The sequence below is a fragment of the Peribacillus phoenicis genome (assembly GCF_047238085.1).
Taxonomy (GTDB): Bacteria; Bacillota; Bacilli; order Bacillales; family DSM-1321; genus Peribacillus.
On record NZ_JBDFMF010000001.1, the window covers coordinates 4,231,939 to 4,251,433 of the forward strand.

Consider the following 19,495-nt stretch of genomic DNA (forward strand, 5'->3'; position numbering starts at 1 on the left):
ATTAAAACATCAGCCTGGACAGTTTGTACTGCAATCATTAAGACTATGTTCGCCCTTGAAAAAACTTTGCAAACATATGTGAACTTGGTTTAATGGATAGTCTACATCAATTTTGAAATAAATATCGTGGCAATTCCAAAGTAAATAAGTAACGAGAGTATATCATTTAGTGTTGTAATTAGCGGACCAGAAGCCACTGCAGGATCGATGTTGAATTTATATAATATCAAAGGAATAATGGTCCCAGCTAAAGTCCCGATAATTAGAGTCATCACTAATGAACTTCCAACCACTAATCCCAGAACGGGATTTCCCTGCCAAACATAAGCTATGATGGAAATTAATATTCCACAAGTAATACCTATTATCAACCCAACTTTCAGTTCCCGTATAATAAGTCTGGTCACGACTCCTTTATCCGTATCACTAGTGATTAGGCCTCTTACAACAACAGCTAAAGATTGAGTACCTGTATTTCCAGTCATCCCTGCGATCATCGGCATAAAGAAAGCAAGCGCAACAACTTTGGACAATGTTTCTTCAAAACCGCTTATAATAGTTCCAGAAACCAATCCGATAAATAAAAGTAAAATAAGCCAGGGCAGCCGACGATATGCGGCCACGTGCGCCTTCGTGTCAAAGTCTATAGCTTTACCGGATGCCGATAATTTTTCAATATCTTCATTCGCTTCCTTAATGACAACATCAATAATATCATCGACGGTTACTATTCCTAATAATTCATTATTTTTTTCAACTACAGGAATTGCTAAAAAATCATATCGCTCAATAACACGAGCTACCTCTTCTTGGTCTTCATCAGCAGAAACGGAGATAACCCGGCTATACATAATATCTTGAATTTTTTCAGATTCATCATTTATTATTAAATCCCGATATGAGACAACACCTACTAATTTTTTATCATTATCTATTACATAAAGATAATTGATCGTTTCCGAAAACTCCGCAAAGATTTTCAGTTTTTCAACTGCTTCACGAACCGTATAATGTTGGGGGATCCATACAAAACGGTTTGTCATTATTCGCCCGGCCGTTTCAGGGGGATAATTCATGATATTTTGAACGATTTTTGATTCTTCCTGTTTCATGCCTGAAAGAAGTTCTTCAATTTTTCCAGGGGATAGGTCCTCTAACAATGAAGCTAGATCATCATTATCCATTAAATCCATAACATGGCCGGATTTCTCTATTCCTAATTTACTAAGAATTTTTAATTGATGCACTTTCTCAACTTCTTGAATCAGTTCAGCGATTTGTTCTGAATCAAGTAACAACAAGAAACGTGTATGGTGTTTTTCTGGAAGCCCCTCAAAAGTTCGAGCAATGTCATATGGTTGGAGTTCTTCTAATATTGCTTGAAATTCTTTCTTTTTTCCTTCTTTTAAAACCTTTATGATTTGTAAAGTCATTTGATCTTCCGTCAGGACTTTTATCATTTGTCACTCACTCCTTTTTAGGGGAGCCAAAAAATATTTCCCTTAAATATTAAGAGTAAAAAAAATATTTATTCCCCTTCCAAAATTTTGTTTTCATTCACGTGTATGTCGTCGTGTATAGTTATCCAAATTCCTCACCCCCAGGAAAAAAACAAAAAAACCTCCATTACAAATGAAGGTGTTAAATACGGTAAATATGCGTACATTGTCTGGATGACAAATACAAACAGCCTTATAAGACTGAATGACAAATACAAGCATAAATCCAGTTCCTCCATTCGTAGAGCTTTAGCACTGTGTGGCATAGGACAAAGCCAGCTACATTAAAAACCACCTTATGTCGATGGTTTCTGTTGACCCATTGGCGTCTTTCGACATTTTTGGGCAGTAGCGTATCTCCTACACAGGAGCCTCACCTAACGAGGATATTTAATTTACACATCCACTCTAAAAGAGTTTCTTTTAGATGTCAATGTTTGATTCAAATAATTCTAATTTTGACCTAATATCCCGACCTTTAATAAGGTAAAGTCAAAATATCACCGACTTAGGCGCTCTCGATTAAAGCAGTCTTATTGAATGTCTGTGAAGCAAATATTCGATCGATTCTTCATAAAGTACATACCAAAATCAGTTATTGGATTCCCCAAATAGACGTGAAATATAATCTATCGAGGTAATTGTTGAAAATATTGTCCTCTTAAAAAGCCTTCCTTCATTTACATAAGGATATTCACCATTTGGTAATGGTGAACGATCCTTTTTCAACAAAATTTCACATCCAGAAAAACAATGGCAGGTAATCTAACAAAGAGGAAGATTTTGTATAAATTCATTCGTATAATTGATGAAATTACAATAAGAAAGGAAAGATCACTATGAAGATGCTTATACATGCTTTAAAAAAGAATGCCACATGTATCCTTGAAATCATTTATCTGTATATACTTTTCTTTTTTTCAGAGCTACAAACTACTACTGCAAGCTTATTAAAAATAAAGTAAGAACTATGTAATTTAATCCTCTTGAATGGACTTATGTTAAAAAGATCCTCTAGTTCCCGAACATTCCATAACATTTATTTTATTTCATCTTCATAATTAGAACTTTCAACAGTCATAACAGCCAGTTTGCACACTTTGTCTGTGTAAAATTCCCTCAAGGGCAAAATGCAGATCGATAAACTTGGAGGTCCGACAAGCGTTTTAGGACTTTAATTCAGTCCTCTGTAACTCAATCTAACCAACTTGACTCGATATGCAGCTGAGCCCCTTTTTTCAACAGGTAATGATTATTCTACGTATCCTCCCTACTGAGCTACCTTACTAGCCGTGCACTTGATAAAGAAGTTACTTTCAAGCGAGAAACATAAGTTCACCAAAAAGGGACAAACTGTATGTGAAAAAAGAAAGGAGATGTAAGACATGACAAAAAAATTCAATAAAGGCAGCCGTAATCAAAATTCACCGCAATTACACGGACAAACTCCTGTTAGTGGGGACAACAGCAAAGGAAATAAAAGAAATAAAGATCAGAGCTCTAAATCAGAGTAACTAAATGAAACAAACCGGCCATATAAAGACCGGTTTGTTTCTTTTGCAGATAATCTTCTTAGTTATTTGGCAGAAAGAGATCAAAAAGGACAATTCATCATTAGCGTTATCCGAACTGTAATCTGGTAGTATTTCAAGTAACTCTTTTTTAAAAGTCCTTTGACTTACCTTTCTTTTGTTTGGATAGGGCAGATAGAATGGACTGTTCGCCCTCTACTTGATTTCCTAAAAATTTCTTAGTAAGACTTAACTTAAGAACAATTTGGTAAACGATTGTGGCTGAAACGATACTTATGATGGCTCCGACAAGAACATCTGCTGGATAATGGACACCTACCCAAATTCGCGAAATACCTACAAGGACAGCCAAAATTCCCCATAAAAACCCCCAACCTCTTTTGAATAACCAGAAGGTTATACAAAATGAAAAAAATATGATTGTATGGTCGCTTGGAAAGGAATTATTGACTGCTTTTTCAACTAACTTATTAACGTTGGGCAACTCAGCAAATGGTTGATAATTCGTGTGGAATTGTCCTGCTATTTTCGCCACTATTTCTGAGATAACCAGTGTAATTAATGCACAGATTACCATGATTCTATTTTTATTTCTTCGAGAAAACAAAAATATCAGGACTGCCAATACTAAGAAAAAAATCATGTATTCAGCGATGAATACAAAGAAAGGATTTAAATCGGGGTATTGTTTACCTAGATTGTTAATCATTCTAAACAATTTACTATTCATTTCGGACAAAGCCATTGAAAAATTCCTCCTGATTGTATTATCACTTTAACCTTTATTAAGCTCATTATGTATATAGGATGAACTTCAATTAAATCTATATTTTACATCTTTAAGAAAGAAAGTCCATCATCAACATTCAGGATCTATGTATTCCAATACTCAAGTACAAAGACTCCTGCGGGGAAAGTGCGTCTAGGGAGACCCCGCAGGTGCAAGCCGAGGAGGCTCCCTGACCGCCCCGCGGAAAGCGAGTTTCTTGAGCGGAAATCAACGTCCATATTGTACAAGACATAAAAAAACTGTGGCAAACTCGAATTCTTCAAATCTGTATACAGTTTCAGGGATTTTCGATTGGAAGATCCCTTTGGGCTTTATATTAATTCCAAATTTTTGTTAAGGGCAGTTTCTGAAATCTCTAAGTGTCATCAAAATTAAGTGGTAAAAAAGCTTATCCTTTCACATTCAACAGATATCCTTCAATTTTTTGCTTTTAAAATAACTATTAGCTTTTCAGGGTCACTCTTTTGAAGATCGGCAAATCTGGCTTTCATTTCTTTCTTGCGAGGAAAGTAGGTGGTCATGATAAATTTAATAAACTGCCAGTCTAATTTTTCATTGCAGCCTTTGCCCATATCAGGCCTTGTTTTACCTATATTAGACAACCACCGTTTGATAACACGGTAAAGGCAAACACGGAGAGGAAGTTCCAAATAAATAATCGTATCGGCAAGCTCCGACCGTAAATGAAAAGAATTATTATAATTGCCTTCCATTATCCACTTGTCATGACTCAATACTTCCTTCTGAGCAGAAATAAAATCCTCTAAAGGAGCTTCAACCCAGCCAGGTCTCCAGTAATATGTATCCAAATGATGTACTTCGATATTCAAATTATCTCCAAGTCTTCTTGCAAAAGTAGATTTTCCGACACCCGCGGACACTCCGATAACCATGATACGTTCCATTGATATACCATCCACTCTCCCCTTTTAGGTTCATAAGAAAAGGCGACCCTTCTTGAAGAAGAATCGCATCAGTTTTAGAAAATGAAGTATGGTTGCTGCGGTGTCCTGTCATGAACAAGCCCTTCCTTATATCTTATCTCTATTAAATCAGTTGCCCTAAATGTTTCTTCGCCTCGTAATCAACAAGTTTTTCATCCTGCTTGATTCGTGCCAGATAATCCGGGTTGGCTAAAAGCGGACGTCCAATCGCCACAACGTCAATGATGCCTTTTTCCAGTGCGGCTTCTGCTGTTTCAGGATCAAGCCCTCCCACACCGACTATAATGCCATCCCAGTGGCTGCGTACCAATTCATGCATGGTCAATCCTCTTGCAATCGGTTTGGTAAATTCCATCGTGGATGGGTGAATCATTTTGACTCCTGTTTCATTGAACGCTTCAATAAATGTTTGGATCGCTTTTTCAGGGTCTTCCCACATGTAAGACGGCTGGTCAATTTTCAAAGCCGAGAAACGAATAAGGGTACGTTCCACTCCAACCGCATCAATAACTGCTTTTAGCACTTCCTTCATAAAAGTCAGGCGCTGTTTTAAATCACCACCGTACCGATCGGTCCTTTTATTGGAGGTGTCAGAATTGAACTGGTCTATTAAGTAGCCGTGTGCACCATGAATTTCAACGCCGTCAAAGCCAGCATCCATTGCATTCTTTGCAGCTTGTTTATATTGGTTCACAACTTCTGCAATATCCGTCTCTGTCATTTCTTCAGGAGTGTCAAAAGGTTTGCCGAATCGTGAAACCTTTCCTTCTGCAGCTATAGGTGACGGAGCCTGTGGAGGAAGTCCTCCTGCAATTTCATGGTGACTTGCACGGCCCACATGCCAGATTTGCGCAATAATCGTTCCGCCTTCAGCGTGTACTGCTTCCGTTACCTTTTTCCACCCGTTGATTTGCTCTTGAGTATATATACCGGGAACTCCAGGATTGCCCTTTGCTCTTGGTGAAATCACTACACCTTCAGTAATGATAAGTCCGATTCCATCTTGAGCCCGTTTTCGGTAATATTCTACGGTCAGGTCATTCACAACACCAGTTTCGTTATCGGCAAACGCCCGTGTCATAGGAGCCATAGCCGTTCTTGTTTTTAAGTTCCATGCGCCTATTGTTACAGGTTCAAACATTTTGGTTTTTATTGTTTTCATTTAAGTCCCTCCTGTTAACCGCTTTACCTGAGCTAAATTTAGTAACTATCATTGTGTAAGATTATCCGATAAGTGGTTAATTTTCAAATAATTCACTCTGATTTTAGATCTTTTGATAAAATATGATAATAAAGACCAATGAAAAAGCCAGACAGAGATACTCTTTTCCCTGCTGGCTAATTTATTTTAATATCTTATTAGTCTCTTGCTGTTCTGATAAAAAAAGACACGATCAAACCAATGATTGCAAGAACAAGACCGAAAATAAAGGCATCTTGAACGCCTGCAGTCAATGAACCGCTAATGGCAGATGGATCGAACGGATCTTCTGCATTTGCCATATAACTTTTTTGGGATGCTGACATGATTGTAATGGCAACGGTTGTACCGATGGCCCCTGATACTTGTTGCAATGTATTCATTAGAGCCGTTCCATCCGGATAAAGTTTTTTCGGCAGTTGATTCAGCCCATTTGTCTGGGCCGGCATCATGACCATCGAAACACCAATCATAAGGAGGGAATGCATGACGACTACCATAATGATCGTCGTTTCAGTCGTTACGTTCGTCAAGGTCCATAACATGACAATCATGATAATGAAGCCAGGGATCACTAACCCTCTTGGCCCGAACTTATCAAAAATGCGCCCTGTAACCGGAGACATGATACCATTAAGCACTCCACCCGGTAATAGTACCAGCCCAGCAGAAAACGCAGCTAATGCAAGCCCGGTTTGCAGGTATAGCGGTAAGAGAATCATGGATGACATGATGATCATGAAGGTGATGAAGACAGTTATTAACCCTAACGTGAACATCGGGTATTTAAAAACGCGCAAATCTATCATCGGTTTATCCATGTTGAATTGCCTCACAGCAAACAGGAATAGCGCTATAAGTCCAACAATGATCGAAGATAGAACTATCACATTGCTCCATCCTTGCTCTCCGACAATACTAAAGCCATAAACAATACCCCCAAAACCAATGGTCGATAAAATAATGGATGGTACGTCAATTTTAGGTTTGGTGATTATTGAAACGTTTTGCATATATTTGAGACCGAATAGTAAAGCGATCACAAAGAACGGCAAAGACACCCAGAAAATGTAATTCCACTTCAAGTTTTCGATAATCAAACCTGAAACTGTCGGCCCGATTGCTGGGGCAAACATGATTACCAGCCCCATCAATCCCATCGTCGCTCCCCTTTTATGAATAGGGAAAATCAATAAAATGGTATTGAACATGAGAGGCAATAAAAGACCCGTTCCGATTGCCTGGATGACACGGGCTAGCATCAAGATGCCAAACCCAGGTGCAATTGCTGCAATGAGCGTCCCAATGATGGAGAACACCATTGAGGCAATGAATAATTGACGAGTATTGAACCACTGAATTAAGAGTCCCGAAACGGGAACCAATATCCCCAATGTTAATAGGTAACCCGTTGTCAGCCATTGCACGGTGGAAGGACTGACATTGAACTCTTGTATTAGATCGCCCAGCGCCATGTTTAATGCCGTCTCACTGAATAACCCAATGAACCCTGCAATTAAAAATGCAATTAAAATGGGAGTCGTTCTAATGACTGTTTTTTGTTGCTGTGTTGCATCTGTAGACATAAAATATTTCCTCCAATTACTAACTGTTCGACCTAAGCTTAAGATAATTTTTCCGTATGACTTATTTATTTATCAGCAATAATGGTATCTGTTCGGCAATGGCATGGAGAGGTTCCCCGCTTTTCGCCGTTAAGGATAAAAGGATACCGCCTTCAATTAAAGCATTAATTACGATACTCAATTCTTTTGCCCGTTTCTCACTGAATTCCGCCTCGAGTAATTTCTTCACATATATAGATTGCCAATCTTCTATCGCTTCTTGGCAGGCCGTTCTTATCTGCTCACTCGTCGTATATGTTTCTGCTGCAATCGTTCCGATTGGCAGTCCTAATAGATTTTCACTATCACCAAATACCTCTGATAATTGAAAAATATGAGCCTGAATGGCTTTGATGGGGTCATCGATTTCATCAAAGCCCCGTTGAATTTCATCTATCACGAATTCTTTTGTATGAATAATCGCCTCTATCGCCAATTCTTCTTTGCCTTTCGGAAAATAATGATACAGAGAACCTTTTGGGATTCCGCTTTCCTCAATAATGTCCTTAAGCCCTACACCATAATATCCACGTATTCGAAAAAGTCGGGAAGCAGCTTCAATAAGAATGTCTTTAGAGTTTCGTTTCTCTGCCATAGCTGGATCACTCCTTAAAATTATATCAACCGGTCTATTAGAGACTATACTTGTATATCATTGTTTTGTCAAAGATGATACTTATGTATGCATGGAATATGCGATTGAAACTCATTGGAAACAAAAAAGAACACCTCCTAATGGTGTTCTCCAGTTTGTTGACAAAATGGTGTTCGGATTCCGAATAATAAGGTGTAGGTGTAAAAAATTTGTGAACGGTCGAATATAGTGCTTCAACGGTCGAATACTGTGCGAGGTAGGTCGAATACTGCGCGTGAACGGCTGAATAAAGTGTGGTTTAGGTCGATAAACTGCGTCAACAGCCCAAGACAGTACAGCGGGTCGATTTCTGAAATCAACTGAACTTTTGAATTAAAAAACTGCAGGCAAACTTAGTTTTCATCGAGTTTGTCTACAGCCTGAAGAACACCTTCTAATGGTGTTTTCTGCAAGTTTAAAAACTCGAGAAAATCAATACCTTCTTATAAAAAACCGGCATTTTTTAAAACGCTTCCATTATTATTCAAACACATCGGCCTGCCTCAATATCTTCAAGGATTCTTGTCATGATTTTTGAAATCAAGAATAGCAATTACAAACATGCCAAAGCTTAGCATCAGGGAAATAACTTCGAAAGTACCCATTCATACATCGCCTCCTTATATCCAGCTTTTCCTGATCAGAGATTGTCCTATACAAGAAAAAGATGAAACAGTGGCTTTTAAACAAAAAATAAGCAAACCCAATCAGGGTCTGCCCTTGTACTCCATTCGAATTTCCTTTTCAAAAGATCGATTACTGTTAATAACCAAGTTTTTTTTCTACAACGTTCATTAGGGGTTTACCGTCAGAATAAAGCTTTAAATTTTTCAGGAATAATTCCATTACCCGATCTAAGTGTTTGGAAGAGTTGTAAGCATTATGTGGGGAAACCATGACATTTTCCAGCTGCCAGAAAGGGTGGTCCTTAGGTAAAGGTTCTACTTCAAACACATCTAGAGCCGCACCTGCTATGTGTCCATTGCTCAAGGAATGAATTAAATCTTCATCAACAATCGTATTACCTCGGCCGACATTAATTACATAGCTGCCTTTTTTCATTTTATTTAAGCGTTCTTTATTAAAAAAGTATGATGTATCTTTTGTAAACGGAAGGGCCAAGACGACAAAGTCGGACCTGGAAAGGACCTCATCCACTTGATCCATTCCCATTATCAAATCAGCAGGTTCATATTCTGTGTTCCTCTTGGAGGGATTCCGGCGGCACCCAATAACGGTCATACCCAGTGCTTTACATCTCTTTGCTATCTCATAACCAATATCACCATACCCAATTATCCCCACTGTCGCATTCTCGAGATCTTTCACAGGAATTTCATCCCAAGTTTTGTTTATTTGATTTCTGATCATTGTCGGTACACCTCTTGCTAACGAAGACAGCATCGCAATTGTATGCTCCGCTATCGGGACAGATGTGCAGCCTTTGACATTGGTGATGATGACATCGCTATTTTGTATATCTTCATTCAGCATGGCCTCCACTCCAGCAGTGTCTGAATGGACCCATTTAATCTTTGGAGCTTTTTTTATAATGTTAAGATTATCATGAAGCCCCAGCGTATAAATGACATCAAACTTCGATAGATCAACTGTTGGCTGTGGTTCAGGTTCACCAAATTCCCATGGTTCGACAACAACTTCTGAACAAAACTCCTTAAACTGATTGATGTATTTTTCCGGTATATCGACCCTTATATAAAGTGAAGGTGCTGTTTTCTTAGAACCGGACATTATAAAACCTCCTCAAGAACCTACGATACCTTTTTCCCTCTTTTATGGGAAAGCAATCCGTTGCGGCTTATACCATGCCTTGCTTTATGGTCACTTCAAGAAATCTGGTTGCTCTTTTCTGATTCTGTCCCAAAGAGGCTGAAAACTCAGCCATCCCTCATATTCCGTTCCCGTTTGTTCTGCCGTTAACTTTGCATACTCTTCGTCTATAAAAATAGGCTTACCTACAGACTCAGCCATTATCTGTGCTTGACATGAACGTTCCATCGTTATGAACCACCACGCAGCTGAATCTACAGACTGGCCTACAGTTAACAATCCATGGTTGCGGAGGATGACAGCTTTGTATTGACCTAAAGCCTTAGCAATGCGTTTCCCTTCTTCGGATGCATAAACCACACCAGTAAAATCATCAAATAATGCATGATCTCTGTAAAATTGGCAGGCATCTTGCGTAATCGGATCTAACAGTCTCCCTAAGGAAGACCATGTCTTTCCATAGACTGAATGAGCATGTGCCGCTGCAATGGCGTCCGGTCGCGCTTTATGAATTTCAGAATGAATGGCAAAGGCAGCACCATTCACAGAATGTTCACCCTCTACAATATCACCTTTATGATTGACCAATATAAGATCCGAAACGGAAATTTGACTAAAATGCATCCCAAACGGATTAACCCAGAAATGGTCTGTATATTTAGGATCACGGACCGTAATATGGCCAGCTATCCCTTCATCGAAACCAAACTTTGAAAAAAGACGGAATGAAGCTGCCAACCGTTCCTTCCTGTGAATGCGCTCTTCTTCCAATGTATTGAATGTTGCGGGTTGCAGGGAAATTGTCTTTGTCATTTTTACTTTCCTCCTCAATTTTTCCGTTTTTTTGCCGAACCATCAATTAGCCATTGTGTCCATGTCAGCTTTACCCTTTATATCTTGCTTTACTTCACTTTTGTTTCTGTGATCATTATTCGGACTTAGGAGAGTGATCGTAGTGATGACGACAAAACTAGTAGCGAGCCCGTACAGGATTGGTTGAGTGGAGGAAGGTCCATTAATCACCAATCCGACAATAATAACGATCATGCTGGCCAGAATTGAGTAAAATGCTGCTGTAGCCGTGACCCTTTTCCAAAAGAAACCAAGGATGATCGGAAAGAACACAGCACCGGATAAAATAGCGTAAGCTACATCCAATGCAACTAAAATATCTTGAATCCATATCGAAACGATTATGGTCAATACACCAATCGTTAAAGTTGTAATTCGGGATGTTTTTAAAAATTGTCGTTCACTCATTTTTGGACCGATATATTTTTTAATGATGTCATTAACAACTAAAGTGGACGAAGCAAGCAAAGTTCCTGAAGCTGTGGACATTAGGGCCGATACCACACTTGCAATGACAACCCCCAATAGGCCAGCAGGTAAAGTTTCCATCGCTATACTGGTAAATGCATTTTGGGGATCGCCTAAATCAGGAAGGATAATAAAAGCGCACATTCCAATGATACTGATTGCAATCGCATAAAAAACACTATATAGTCCCGCTCCAATCGTTCCGCCACGAGAAACAGCTTTGGTTCGTGCGGTAAAAAGTCGCTGCCAAATATCTTGGCCAACAACTACCCCTAGAGTAAATAGTAGGAAATATTGAAAAATCGTCTCTCCGCCAATGTTGCCTAACTCGAAATGTGAGGCCGGGAGATTTTCTTTAAGCGAGCCCCACCCTCCTGCCTTAGAGATGCTCATCGGAAGCATAATAAAGAAAATGCCGATCGTCATGATGACGAATTGCACGACATCAGTCATGGTGACTGACCACATACCTCCTAATATTGTATAAAATAAAACGATCCCACCCCCGACAATCATGGAAACCGTTAAATTCCAGCCGGCCAAAACATGTAAAATTGTCCCCATCCCAATCACTTGCGTTACAGTCAGCATGAATGTATAGATAACAGAGACAAGGGCACTGATCAATCTTGTCTGAGAGTTGTAACGCTTCTCAAGCATTTCACTGATCGTCAATACTTTTAAATTAAATATCTTATTTGTTAAAAACAACCCGATAGCGATAATGCCGAGCCCGATCATCACCACTAGCCAAATACCGGATATCCCAAACTGATAACCTAACTTTGCTGTTCCTAGAGTAGAAGCACCCCCTAATATCACAGCAGCTAAACAGGATAAATACATAAAATGACCAAGATTACGTCCTGCCACAATGAAATCATCTGCTGTTTTTGCCCGTTTGGATCCGATTACTCCCACAATGATTAAAACAGAAAAATATAGAATCATGATCGATATATCCAAAATATGCATGTACACATCTCCTTTTGGGCTTGTATTGTTCTTATCGCTTTGTAAAGAGGGAAGAAAGGATTTCACCGATTCCTTCCTTCTTTACAGTTAAATGAAGAAACTATTTGTTAAATTGGGTTTCCAAATCTCCGACTCTCTCTTTTTTCTCCAGTTTCCCTTTTTTTGCGAGAGCGATGAGTGTGATGAATTCATAGACAATATTAGCGGCTGCGGCAGCCGTGATTTGTCCGTGATCGTATGATGGTAAAACCTCAACAAGATCGAATCCAACAAAATCTATATTCGTCAAGCCTCTCACTAAGGCCAAAGCATCATCAATGCTGGCACCGGAAACTTCAGGGGTCCCCGTTCCCGGAGCATAGACCGGATCTAAAAAATCAATGTCAAAAGATAAAAAAACCGGACCATTCGCAACACGCTCATGAATGACCCCCAGCATCTTTTCGACCCCGATACGTTTATAATCGTTTGTCGTATAAACGCCCAAACCTAAATCCCGGGCATCCTGAAGATCTTCCGGTCCGTACAGACCGCCCCTCATACCAATTTGAAGAGATCGCGATACATCGATGAGACCCTCTTCTATTGCGCGGCGAAAAACGGTTCCGTGATTATACTTTTGGTCAAAATAACTATCCCAAGTATCAGAGTGAGCATCGAATTGAAGCAGGGCAACAGGTCCATGTTTTTTAACGATCGCACGTAACTCCCCTAGTGTAATGGAATGATCGCCTCCCAATGAAATGGGAATGATCCCTTTTTCAATGACGGGGGTAAGCTCTTCTTCGATCTTTTTATATGTTTCAGAAATATACCCCGGAATGATCGGAATATCCCCATAATCTATTCCTGATATATAGTCAAAAATATTAATATCTTGTTCTGGATTATAAGGACGTAAAAGGATTGAAAAATCGCGAATGGCCTCTGGTCCGAATCTCGCACCCGTTCTAAATGATTGCCCGGAATCAAAAGGAATCCCCGTAATGACAAAATCCATATGTTCATCTACCCGTTCAACAAATGGGAGCCGCATAAACGTACGCACTCCACAAAAACGGGGTGATTTGAATGAGTCTTTCGGTTGATACTTCATCATGTAACATCCTCCTAAAATCTAATTCTGCCGTAATTTTTTTCACTCCACTGCAATTGCAGCTGTTCCTACAAACTTCCATCTTTTCTAATAGAATGGCTATGGAAATTCTCTTCTTATCTATTACATAAGCAAGATTCAGGCCAACTATTTTGCTGTGGTATATGAGGCTTTTCGTTATTTTGTTTCATTCAATTGATTAAAAACTTAATCATTTTCTTGTTTTTTAATTTAATTTTTGATTATTTCGACTTTTTGATTTATATTTTAATTAAACATGATCCCAAAACCCAAAGGAGCGTAACTTATGTACGATGATATGCTGGAGGAAGAACTAAATAAGATTATTGAAACATCGAATAATAACATTCTCATTACCGATCAAGATGGGATCATTTTATATTCCAACCCAAAGCTTTGGGAGATTTATGGTATGGAAAGTGACTCTTATATCGGTACCTCCGTCTATCAATTAGAAAGTGAAGGCCTTCTCACACCTTCCATCAATGCGATTGTTTTAAAAGAAAAGAAAGCTAAGCGCATAATGCAAGAAACTAAAACGGGTCATGTTGTCATGTCGACTGGCTATCCCATTTTTAATAAGGAAGGACTTCTCGTTAGGGTAATCAGCTATGGTCAGGATCAAACCGAGATTTTGCAATTGCAGGATCAATTTGAGCAATTACAACGAAAAATAAAAGGCTATCAAACGGAAGTCGAGGATTTAAGAGAAAAGGAACTGGATTACCATTATTTGATTGCCAGAAGTAATGAAACGAAGCATATTTTAAAAACGATCCATAATGTTTCAAAAACCGATGCCACGATTCTCTTATTAGGACCTTCCGGGGTAGGAAAAAGCACTTTTGCCCGTGCTGTTCATGACCAAAGCAACCGAAAGAAAGAACCTTTTATCGAAGTGAATTGCAGCACGATACCTGAAAGTTTGTTTGAATCAGAAATATTCGGCTATGAGCCGGGATCATTTACAGGGGCAAATAAACAAGGGAGGCAAGGCCTGATTGAGCAGGCTGACAGCGGGACTCTTTTCTTAGATGAAATCGGTGAACTCCCACTTGCCATGCAAGCTAAATTACTGAAAGTATTACAGGAAAAAAAGATAAAGCGCATCGGCGGAAAAAAAGAAAACCATATTAACTTCCGCCTGGTTGCAGCAACTAATCAAGATTTGAAGGAGATGGTAAGTCAAGGTAAGTTCAGATTGGACTTATTTTATCGTTTGAATGTGATTCCCATCCAAATACCGGCATTACATGAACGTAAAGAAGATATCCCTCTCTTAATTCAGCATTACTTACAGAAAACCAATGATAAATACCAGAAATTCAAAAAAATCCATCCATCGACTTATGAAGTTTTGACTCATTATCATTGGCCCGGAAATATACGGGAATTAGAAAACTTAATTGAACGGTTAATCCTGACCATAGAAGAGCCCATTATATTTCCCGAACACCTTCCCCAATCCATCACAGGGCAAATAGAACAGCCTGAAGATTCCACATTCCTGGCAATCGAACAGGAATGTGAAGAGAGTTTCGATTTAAAGAAGACACTGGAAAAGGTTGAAAGGCAACTGATTGCAAAAGCATGGAAACAATGTAAAACCACATACGAAATGGCAGAACATTTGGGCATCAGCCAGCCAACAGTCATCTATAAATTAAAGAAATACAAAAAGTATTTGTAAATTCATCTGGACTAGAATCCCTGTAAACCATGATAGGTCCTTAGCGTATAGTCATAGATGCTATTCAAGCTAAGGGCGCTTTTTGAAACCTTATATGCCGGCAATTCTTGAAGTGAAACCTGTGATATAAACATTTAATCAAAAAAATCCACATTCAAATTGAATGGGATTCACAAATATCACATTTCCAAATTATTAATGCTAAAGCTTACATTAATTCAACCGAATGATCATCAGTGAAGCTCCTGCCCCACCCCAACTGTTAGCGACCTGTCACAGGAACGGAAACACAGTGTTGGTTCCATTCACTGTGAATGACCCTGAATTTTGGTTACTTGGAAGCGTAAACCGATTGCCCCCACTTCTCCTGTTGTACCGGTTGATCCAGTAGCTCATTATTCCCTTTGCTCCAATTGCACCTGTTACTTCCTGCTCCCCTTTTCTTCACATTTCCATGATTGTCTCCATTTTTGAAAACAAAAGATATTTTACTATATCAGCAGAATAGGAATTACATAACCTGTCCCGAGATGATTTCATCAACAAAAAGAGGCACCCATAATGGGAGCCTGAATTTTTAGTGAAGGTAAGCTATTATATGTAAACGGTAACCATTCCGCATCCTTATGCTAACACGATGATTGAGAAATGGGATATTCCACCCAGTAACTTAGGAAATATCTTTTCTATTGTACCGAATTTGAAACAGGCTAGCTTATAGTCGGTTATTTCACTGCCTTTTTTATAGCTTTCACTTCATATAATGATCCTTCCGAACTGACGATATATTCAGGCTTTGGTTTCCCAAGGTTCGCTTTATGGCCTGCGATATGGGCTTCACTCTTTTCCCACTGCTTCCAATGTGCCTCTGACTCCCAATTGATCATAATGATGACCTCTTCATCCCCGCGGCGCACTTTTTTCACCATCACACTTAAATCGATGAACCCTTCCTGCTTTTCTATGATCCCCTCCCCACTGAACCGTTTTACTACTTGTTCTGCATTACCTTCTTTTACCACCATTTTTCTCATCTGGACGAACAATATGAACAACTCCAATCGATATACTTATAATGAATCATTTTATTCGATAACGATTCTCATTGTCATTATTGAGACTTCGACTTAAGTGCACTACTTAAAACTCAAAATCCAAAAAAAATGGATCAGGAAGTTATCATATCTTCCTGATCCATTTTTTACTGTCATTCACCTTTTATCTTTAAGACTTTTGGGAACGTAGTCATTCAGTTTATTAAATAAAGAAGTAATGTAGGAGCTGAGTTCGAATCGATCCTCCTGAACAAATTCAACTAACGACACTCCATTCTTTTTCATAACTTTTCCCCCTTATAGTTTTTGTCCCGGTGCATAAACTTTTCAGCCACTAATACCTGTGAATCCTGCCATTAGCGCACTTACATTCTTCTCTCCATCATTATCTTTATTTGATTATACAAGAAAGCGCTTACAATGTAAAATATTATAATACTATAGATTGCTATTTACTTAGTATGTTCCAGATAATGTTTTCTCTTCAGCATATTTATGGTTATCAGCTGTGCTGGCTTTTCAGTGTACGTTCCATATCATAACTACTTGTCTTGTTTACAGAGAATAAAATTTCAGGAAATCCCCTTCAATATTTCAGTTAAACGCAGGAACTCTTCCTTATCACGATTTCTTAATGAGTCATCGATTTCTTTTTCGATTTGTGCTTTCCGGTAATCACTAAGGGCCTTTTTTAAAACCATTTCAGCCATCTCTTCAGGTTCAAGCGATGTTCCTGGCAATTGCTTCTCCATACGAAACCAACTCCTTAACCTTTTTTCTATTATACTAAATAACTTGGAGATTATTATTATTTATTAAAATCTTATCCTTTCCTCTTTTTCTTTTCCTTATCCACATGATTTCCACTTTGCCATCCTTCTATACATAAAAATTCTAAATATTATGATTCATAATTAGTAAAACATTTTCATTTTATTCATTTTATCCAGGAAGATCGAATCGTTTATTTCCATTACTTTAGAATTAATTATATTCCATTACAGGTAAAGGGAGCTATGTTATTCGCTTCATTTTTTCAGAAAAGTCAGAAATATGTTGACCGGTATGGATAAGCCCTCTAAAATAATCTAAATAATCCAGTTTTTTACTTATATTCATTAACCATCATTTTTGTTCATTTCGGCTTTATTTATTGTTGAAAACGATTTTGATGAAAAACTTAGCATTAAAGGAGCATTTATCATGAAAAAAAGTCGAGTTCTTTTCGCTAGTTTAGCTGGTTCCGTTATTGAGTGGTACGATTTCTATTTATACGGGACAGCAACGGGCCTGGTTTTTACAACTCTATTCTTTCCCAATCATGATCCAGCGATTTCACTTCTTCTCGCCTTTGTCACATTCGGGGCTGGTTACGCAGCCCGTCCAATCGGCAGCATCCTGTTCGGTCATATGGGCGATCGCATCGGCCGGAAGGCAGCACTCATGTTCACCCTTATTGGTATGGGAGGGAGTTCAATGCTAATCGGTGTTCTGCCCACTTATGCCCAGGTTGGGTTGGCCGCCCCCGCCATCTTGGTGGTGCTGAGGTTGATTCAAGGAATTTCCTTGGGAGGTGAATGGGGCGGAGCCATCCTATTGGCAACGGAATCTGCTCCTAAAGGTGTCCGTGGGTTATATGGATCTATTCCCCAACTAGGAGTCCCCATCGGCTTGGTTGCCGGTTCTTTCAGCCTAACCCTTATTAGTTCCTTGACAACCGATGCCCAATTTTTATCTTGGGGTTGGCGGATTCCATTCCTTTTAAGCGGTGTACTGATCGGATTGGCAATCTGGGTAAGGAGTGGCATTGAAGAAACGCCGGAATTTAAAGCGCAGAAAGATAGCGGCGATCTTGCGAAAGTTCCCATTATTGAAACGTTGAAACACGATTGGAAAAGTGTGCTGCAAGTGATCGGACTAAAGATTGGGGATGGGTTCTTCAATGTATTCATCATGTCCTATGTTCTCGTCTTTACTACACTGTATTTTGGTTATTCCCAAGATTCAGCCCTTACCGGCTTAACGATTGGTTGCGCTACAATGCTAGTTACCATTCCTATCATTGGTTACATTTCAGATTTTGTCGATCGAAAAATCATCTATTTTGGGGGCCTTATTCTCCTTTTCGTCTTGGCCATCCCATATTTCACAATGATTGGGCGTGGAGTCGGCTGGTTCTACATTATGCAGGCAATTGTACTCGGCGTCATCTGGGGAGCCATTTTTTCTACACAAGGGACATTATTCTCGGAGCTCTTTCCAGCCAAAGTCCGTTATACTGGATTATCCGTCGGTTATCAGGTTGCGGCAGCCATTGCAGGTTTCGGTCCGCTCATCTGGACCACCATGGCGGATTCATATGGCCCATCCCCTTTGGTATTTGGCGGATTCATGATGGCAGGTCTCGCGATTTCCCTGGCACTTTGTATATTATCACCGCATTTCAGCAGAAGGAGAGAAAAGGATCAAACACTCAAACCACATGAGCTGGATTTGAACTGATTCTAAAATCTCTGGCATGAGTAATAACAGAGGCTGCACGTCCTATCACTCGGACAAGCGGCCTCTGTTTTTTAGAATGCATATACCTCTCTATACTTGTTTACTGCCTACAATCTCCAAAAGATCAGTAAGCGTCCGGATTTCATAGGTGGGCTTGATTCCCAGATTATTAACCTTTTGATGGGGATTGTACCAGCATGTATCCATTCCATAATTCAAGCCGCCCTGTATATCTGAAGTCAAGGAGTCACCCACTATCAACGCTTTCGATTTATCTGTGATCTTTAACTCGGAAAATGCATAATCAAAAATCCCTCTATCAGGCTTCTGAAACCCAGCCTCTTGGGAAACTATCAAGGTCTCAAAGGTATCGCAAAGGGCTGACCCGCCGATTCTTGCTGTCTGCACTGCCGTGAAGCCATTTGTAATAATGGCCAGCCGGCATCCTCCAAGCTTCTCACAAACCTCCAAAGCCCCTGGCACAAGATGTATTTCCTTTCCCAAATGTCCTAGGTACACACGGCCGAACGCATCCGCATCGATATCAAGCCCATGCTTCAGGAACAACCGCTTGAACCTTTCCACTCCCAGATTTGTTAAATCTATAAGCCCCTGTTCCAAATCCCGCCATAATACCTTACTGATTTCTTGGTAGCATCCCGCATAATCCTCCGCCCCTGTAGGCAAACCGAACTCTAAAAAGGCTTCATGCAGTGCTTTTTTTTCCGATATTCCAAAGTCTAGCAATGTATCATCAACATCAAATAAGATAATCTCGTATTTCATCGCTGCCCCCATAATCATTTTAGTCCAACTTAAC

General features: G+C 39.4%; 17 protein-coding genes, 1 pseudogene and 1 riboswitch. Of the genes and pseudogenes, 3 read left to right on the top strand and 15 right to left on the bottom strand.

Features of this window, described 5'->3' with window-relative positions; all coding sequences use genetic code 11:
* Positions 1–101 precede the first annotated feature (101 nt).
* Complete coding sequence (gene mgtE, locus ABC374_RS20760; protein ID WP_413019619.1) at positions 102–1,460, bottom strand: magnesium transporter; 1,359 nt, start codon at positions 1,458–1,460, stop codon at positions 102–104.
* A gap of 265 nt (positions 1,461–1,725) precedes the next feature.
* Positions 1,726–1,891, bottom strand: a riboswitch (M-box (ykoK) riboswitch).
* 993 nt (positions 1,892–2,884) lie between these two features.
* Here mgtE and ABC374_RS20765 point away from each other — a divergent pair.
* A complete protein-coding gene (locus tag ABC374_RS20765; protein ID WP_258832991.1) occupies positions 2,885–3,013 on the top strand; it encodes a hypothetical protein in 129 nt (42 codons plus the stop codon).
* A gap of 148 nt (positions 3,014–3,161) precedes the next feature.
* Here the strand turns inward: ABC374_RS20765 and ABC374_RS20770 are convergent, their stop codons facing one another.
* The 10 genes and pseudogenes from ABC374_RS20770 to speB form a co-directional block, all read right to left on the bottom strand.
* Entirely contained in the window at positions 3,162–3,776 is a 615-nt protein-coding gene (locus tag ABC374_RS20770; protein ID WP_413019620.1) for an undecaprenyl-diphosphatase, read from the bottom strand.
* Positions 3,777–4,237: 461 nt separating this feature from the next.
* Positions 4,238–4,726: a P-loop NTPase family protein gene (locus tag ABC374_RS20775; protein ID WP_413019621.1), complete on the bottom strand. Its 489-nt coding sequence runs from the start codon at positions 4,724–4,726 to the stop codon at positions 4,238–4,240.
* A 142-nt stretch (positions 4,727–4,868) separates the two neighbouring features.
* Positions 4,869–5,915: pseudogene (locus ABC374_RS20780) on the bottom strand (alkene reductase); the annotation flags it as partial.
* A gap of 209 nt (positions 5,916–6,124) precedes the next feature.
* Positions 6,125–7,552, bottom strand: coding sequence for an MDR family MFS transporter (locus tag ABC374_RS20785; protein ID WP_413019622.1), 1,428 nt, complete (start codon positions 7,550–7,552; stop codon positions 6,125–6,127).
* 61 nt (positions 7,553–7,613) lie between these two features.
* A complete protein-coding gene (locus tag ABC374_RS20790; protein ID WP_241594823.1) occupies positions 7,614–8,186 on the bottom strand; it encodes a TetR/AcrR family transcriptional regulator in 573 nt (190 codons plus the stop codon).
* A 551-nt stretch (positions 8,187–8,737) separates the two neighbouring features.
* The gene (locus tag ABC374_RS20795; protein WP_220126990.1) at positions 8,738–8,830 is read right to left on the bottom strand and encodes a putative holin-like toxin; all 93 of its coding nucleotides are present in this window, start codon (positions 8,828–8,830) and stop codon (positions 8,738–8,740) included.
* A 157-nt stretch (positions 8,831–8,987) separates the two neighbouring features.
* Positions 8,988–9,977, bottom strand: coding sequence for a D-2-hydroxyacid dehydrogenase (locus tag ABC374_RS20800; RefSeq protein WP_413019623.1), 990 nt, complete (start codon positions 9,975–9,977; stop codon positions 8,988–8,990).
* A 90-nt stretch (positions 9,978–10,067) separates the two neighbouring features.
* A complete protein-coding gene (locus ABC374_RS20805) occupies positions 10,068–10,847 on the bottom strand; it encodes a class II aldolase/adducin family protein (RefSeq protein ID WP_350300180.1) in 780 nt (259 codons plus the stop codon).
* A gap of 24 nt (positions 10,848–10,871) precedes the next feature.
* Positions 10,872–12,311, bottom strand: a complete 1,440-nt coding sequence (locus tag ABC374_RS20810) for a sodium:solute symporter family protein (protein ID WP_350300181.1) — start codon at positions 12,309–12,311, stop codon at positions 10,872–10,874.
* Positions 12,312–12,411: 100 nt separating this feature from the next.
* A complete protein-coding gene (gene speB, locus ABC374_RS20815; RefSeq protein ID WP_350300182.1) occupies positions 12,412–13,410 on the bottom strand; it encodes an agmatinase in 999 nt (332 codons plus the stop codon).
* Positions 13,411–13,714: 304 nt separating this feature from the next.
* Here speB and ABC374_RS20820 point away from each other — a divergent pair, with 304 nt between their 5' ends.
* Entirely contained in the window at positions 13,715–15,118 is a 1,404-nt protein-coding gene (locus ABC374_RS20820) for a sigma-54 interaction domain-containing protein (protein WP_413019624.1), read from the top strand.
* Positions 15,119–15,843: 725 nt separating this feature from the next.
* Here the strand turns inward: ABC374_RS20820 and ABC374_RS20825 are convergent.
* From ABC374_RS20825 to ABC374_RS20835, 3 genes are all read right to left on the bottom strand, one after another.
* Positions 15,844–16,164 (bottom strand): antibiotic biosynthesis monooxygenase family protein, encoded by a 321-nt coding sequence (locus ABC374_RS20825; protein WP_053533860.1) that lies wholly within the window; start codon positions 16,162–16,164, stop codon positions 15,844–15,846.
* Between the two features lie 165 nt (positions 16,165–16,329).
* Entirely contained in the window at positions 16,330–16,458 is a 129-nt protein-coding gene (locus ABC374_RS20830) for a hypothetical protein (RefSeq protein WP_260359184.1), read from the bottom strand.
* A gap of 287 nt (positions 16,459–16,745) precedes the next feature.
* Positions 16,746–16,925 (bottom strand): IDEAL domain-containing protein, encoded by a 180-nt coding sequence (locus ABC374_RS20835; protein ID WP_034315231.1) that lies wholly within the window; start codon positions 16,923–16,925, stop codon positions 16,746–16,748.
* 451 nt (positions 16,926–17,376) lie between these two features.
* Here ABC374_RS20835 and ABC374_RS20840 point away from each other — a divergent pair, with 451 nt between their 5' ends.
* Positions 17,377–18,675 (top strand): MFS transporter, encoded by a 1,299-nt coding sequence (locus ABC374_RS20840; protein ID WP_413019625.1) that lies wholly within the window; start codon positions 17,377–17,379, stop codon positions 18,673–18,675.
* 90 nt (positions 18,676–18,765) lie between these two features.
* Here the strand turns inward: ABC374_RS20840 and ABC374_RS20845 are convergent, their stop codons facing one another.
* A complete protein-coding gene (locus tag ABC374_RS20845; protein WP_350300185.1) occupies positions 18,766–19,461 on the bottom strand; it encodes a YjjG family noncanonical pyrimidine nucleotidase in 696 nt (231 codons plus the stop codon).
* Positions 19,462–19,495: the final 34 nt, after the last annotated feature.

Excerpts from the sequence above, each read along its gene's own strand:
- mgtE (WP_413019619.1), bottom strand. The coding sequence starts at position 1,460 with ATGATAAAAGTCCTGACGGAAGATCAAATGACTTTACAAATCATAAAG.
- ABC374_RS20765 (WP_258832991.1), top strand. The coding sequence starts at position 2,885 with ATGACAAAAAAATTCAATAAAGGCAGCCGTAATCAAAATTCACCGCAA.
- ABC374_RS20770 (WP_413019620.1), bottom strand. The coding sequence starts at position 3,776 with ATGGCTTTGTCCGAAATGAATAGTAAATTGTTTAGAATGATTAACAAT.
- ABC374_RS20775 (WP_413019621.1), bottom strand. The coding sequence starts at position 4,726 with ATGGAACGTATCATGGTTATCGGAGTGTCCGCGGGTGTCGGAAAATCT.
- ABC374_RS20785 (WP_413019622.1), bottom strand. The coding sequence starts at position 7,552 with ATGTCTACAGATGCAACACAGCAACAAAAAACAGTCATTAGAACGACT.
- ABC374_RS20790 (WP_241594823.1), bottom strand. The coding sequence starts at position 8,186 with ATGGCAGAGAAACGAAACTCTAAAGACATTCTTATTGAAGCTGCTTCC.
- ABC374_RS20795 (WP_220126990.1), bottom strand. The coding sequence starts at position 8,830 with ATGGGTACTTTCGAAGTTATTTCCCTGATGCTAAGCTTTGGCATGTTT.
- ABC374_RS20800 (WP_413019623.1), bottom strand. The coding sequence starts at position 9,977 with ATGTCCGGTTCTAAGAAAACAGCACCTTCACTTTATATAAGGGTCGAT.
- ABC374_RS20810 (WP_350300181.1), bottom strand. The coding sequence starts at position 12,311 with ATGCATATTTTGGATATATCGATCATGATTCTATATTTTTCTGTTTTA.
- speB (WP_350300182.1), bottom strand. The coding sequence starts at position 13,410 with ATGATGAAGTATCAACCGAAAGACTCATTCAAATCACCCCGTTTTTGT.
- ABC374_RS20820 (WP_413019624.1), top strand. The coding sequence starts at position 13,715 with ATGTACGATGATATGCTGGAGGAAGAACTAAATAAGATTATTGAAACA.
- ABC374_RS20830 (WP_260359184.1), bottom strand. The coding sequence starts at position 16,458 with ATGAAAAAGAATGGAGTGTCGTTAGTTGAATTTGTTCAGGAGGATCGA.
- ABC374_RS20835 (WP_034315231.1), bottom strand. The coding sequence starts at position 16,925 with ATGGAGAAGCAATTGCCAGGAACATCGCTTGAACCTGAAGAGATGGCT.
- ABC374_RS20840 (WP_413019625.1), top strand. The coding sequence starts at position 17,377 with ATGAAAAAAAGTCGAGTTCTTTTCGCTAGTTTAGCTGGTTCCGTTATT.
- ABC374_RS20845 (WP_350300185.1), bottom strand. The coding sequence starts at position 19,461 with ATGAAATACGAGATTATCTTATTTGATGTTGATGATACATTGCTAGAC.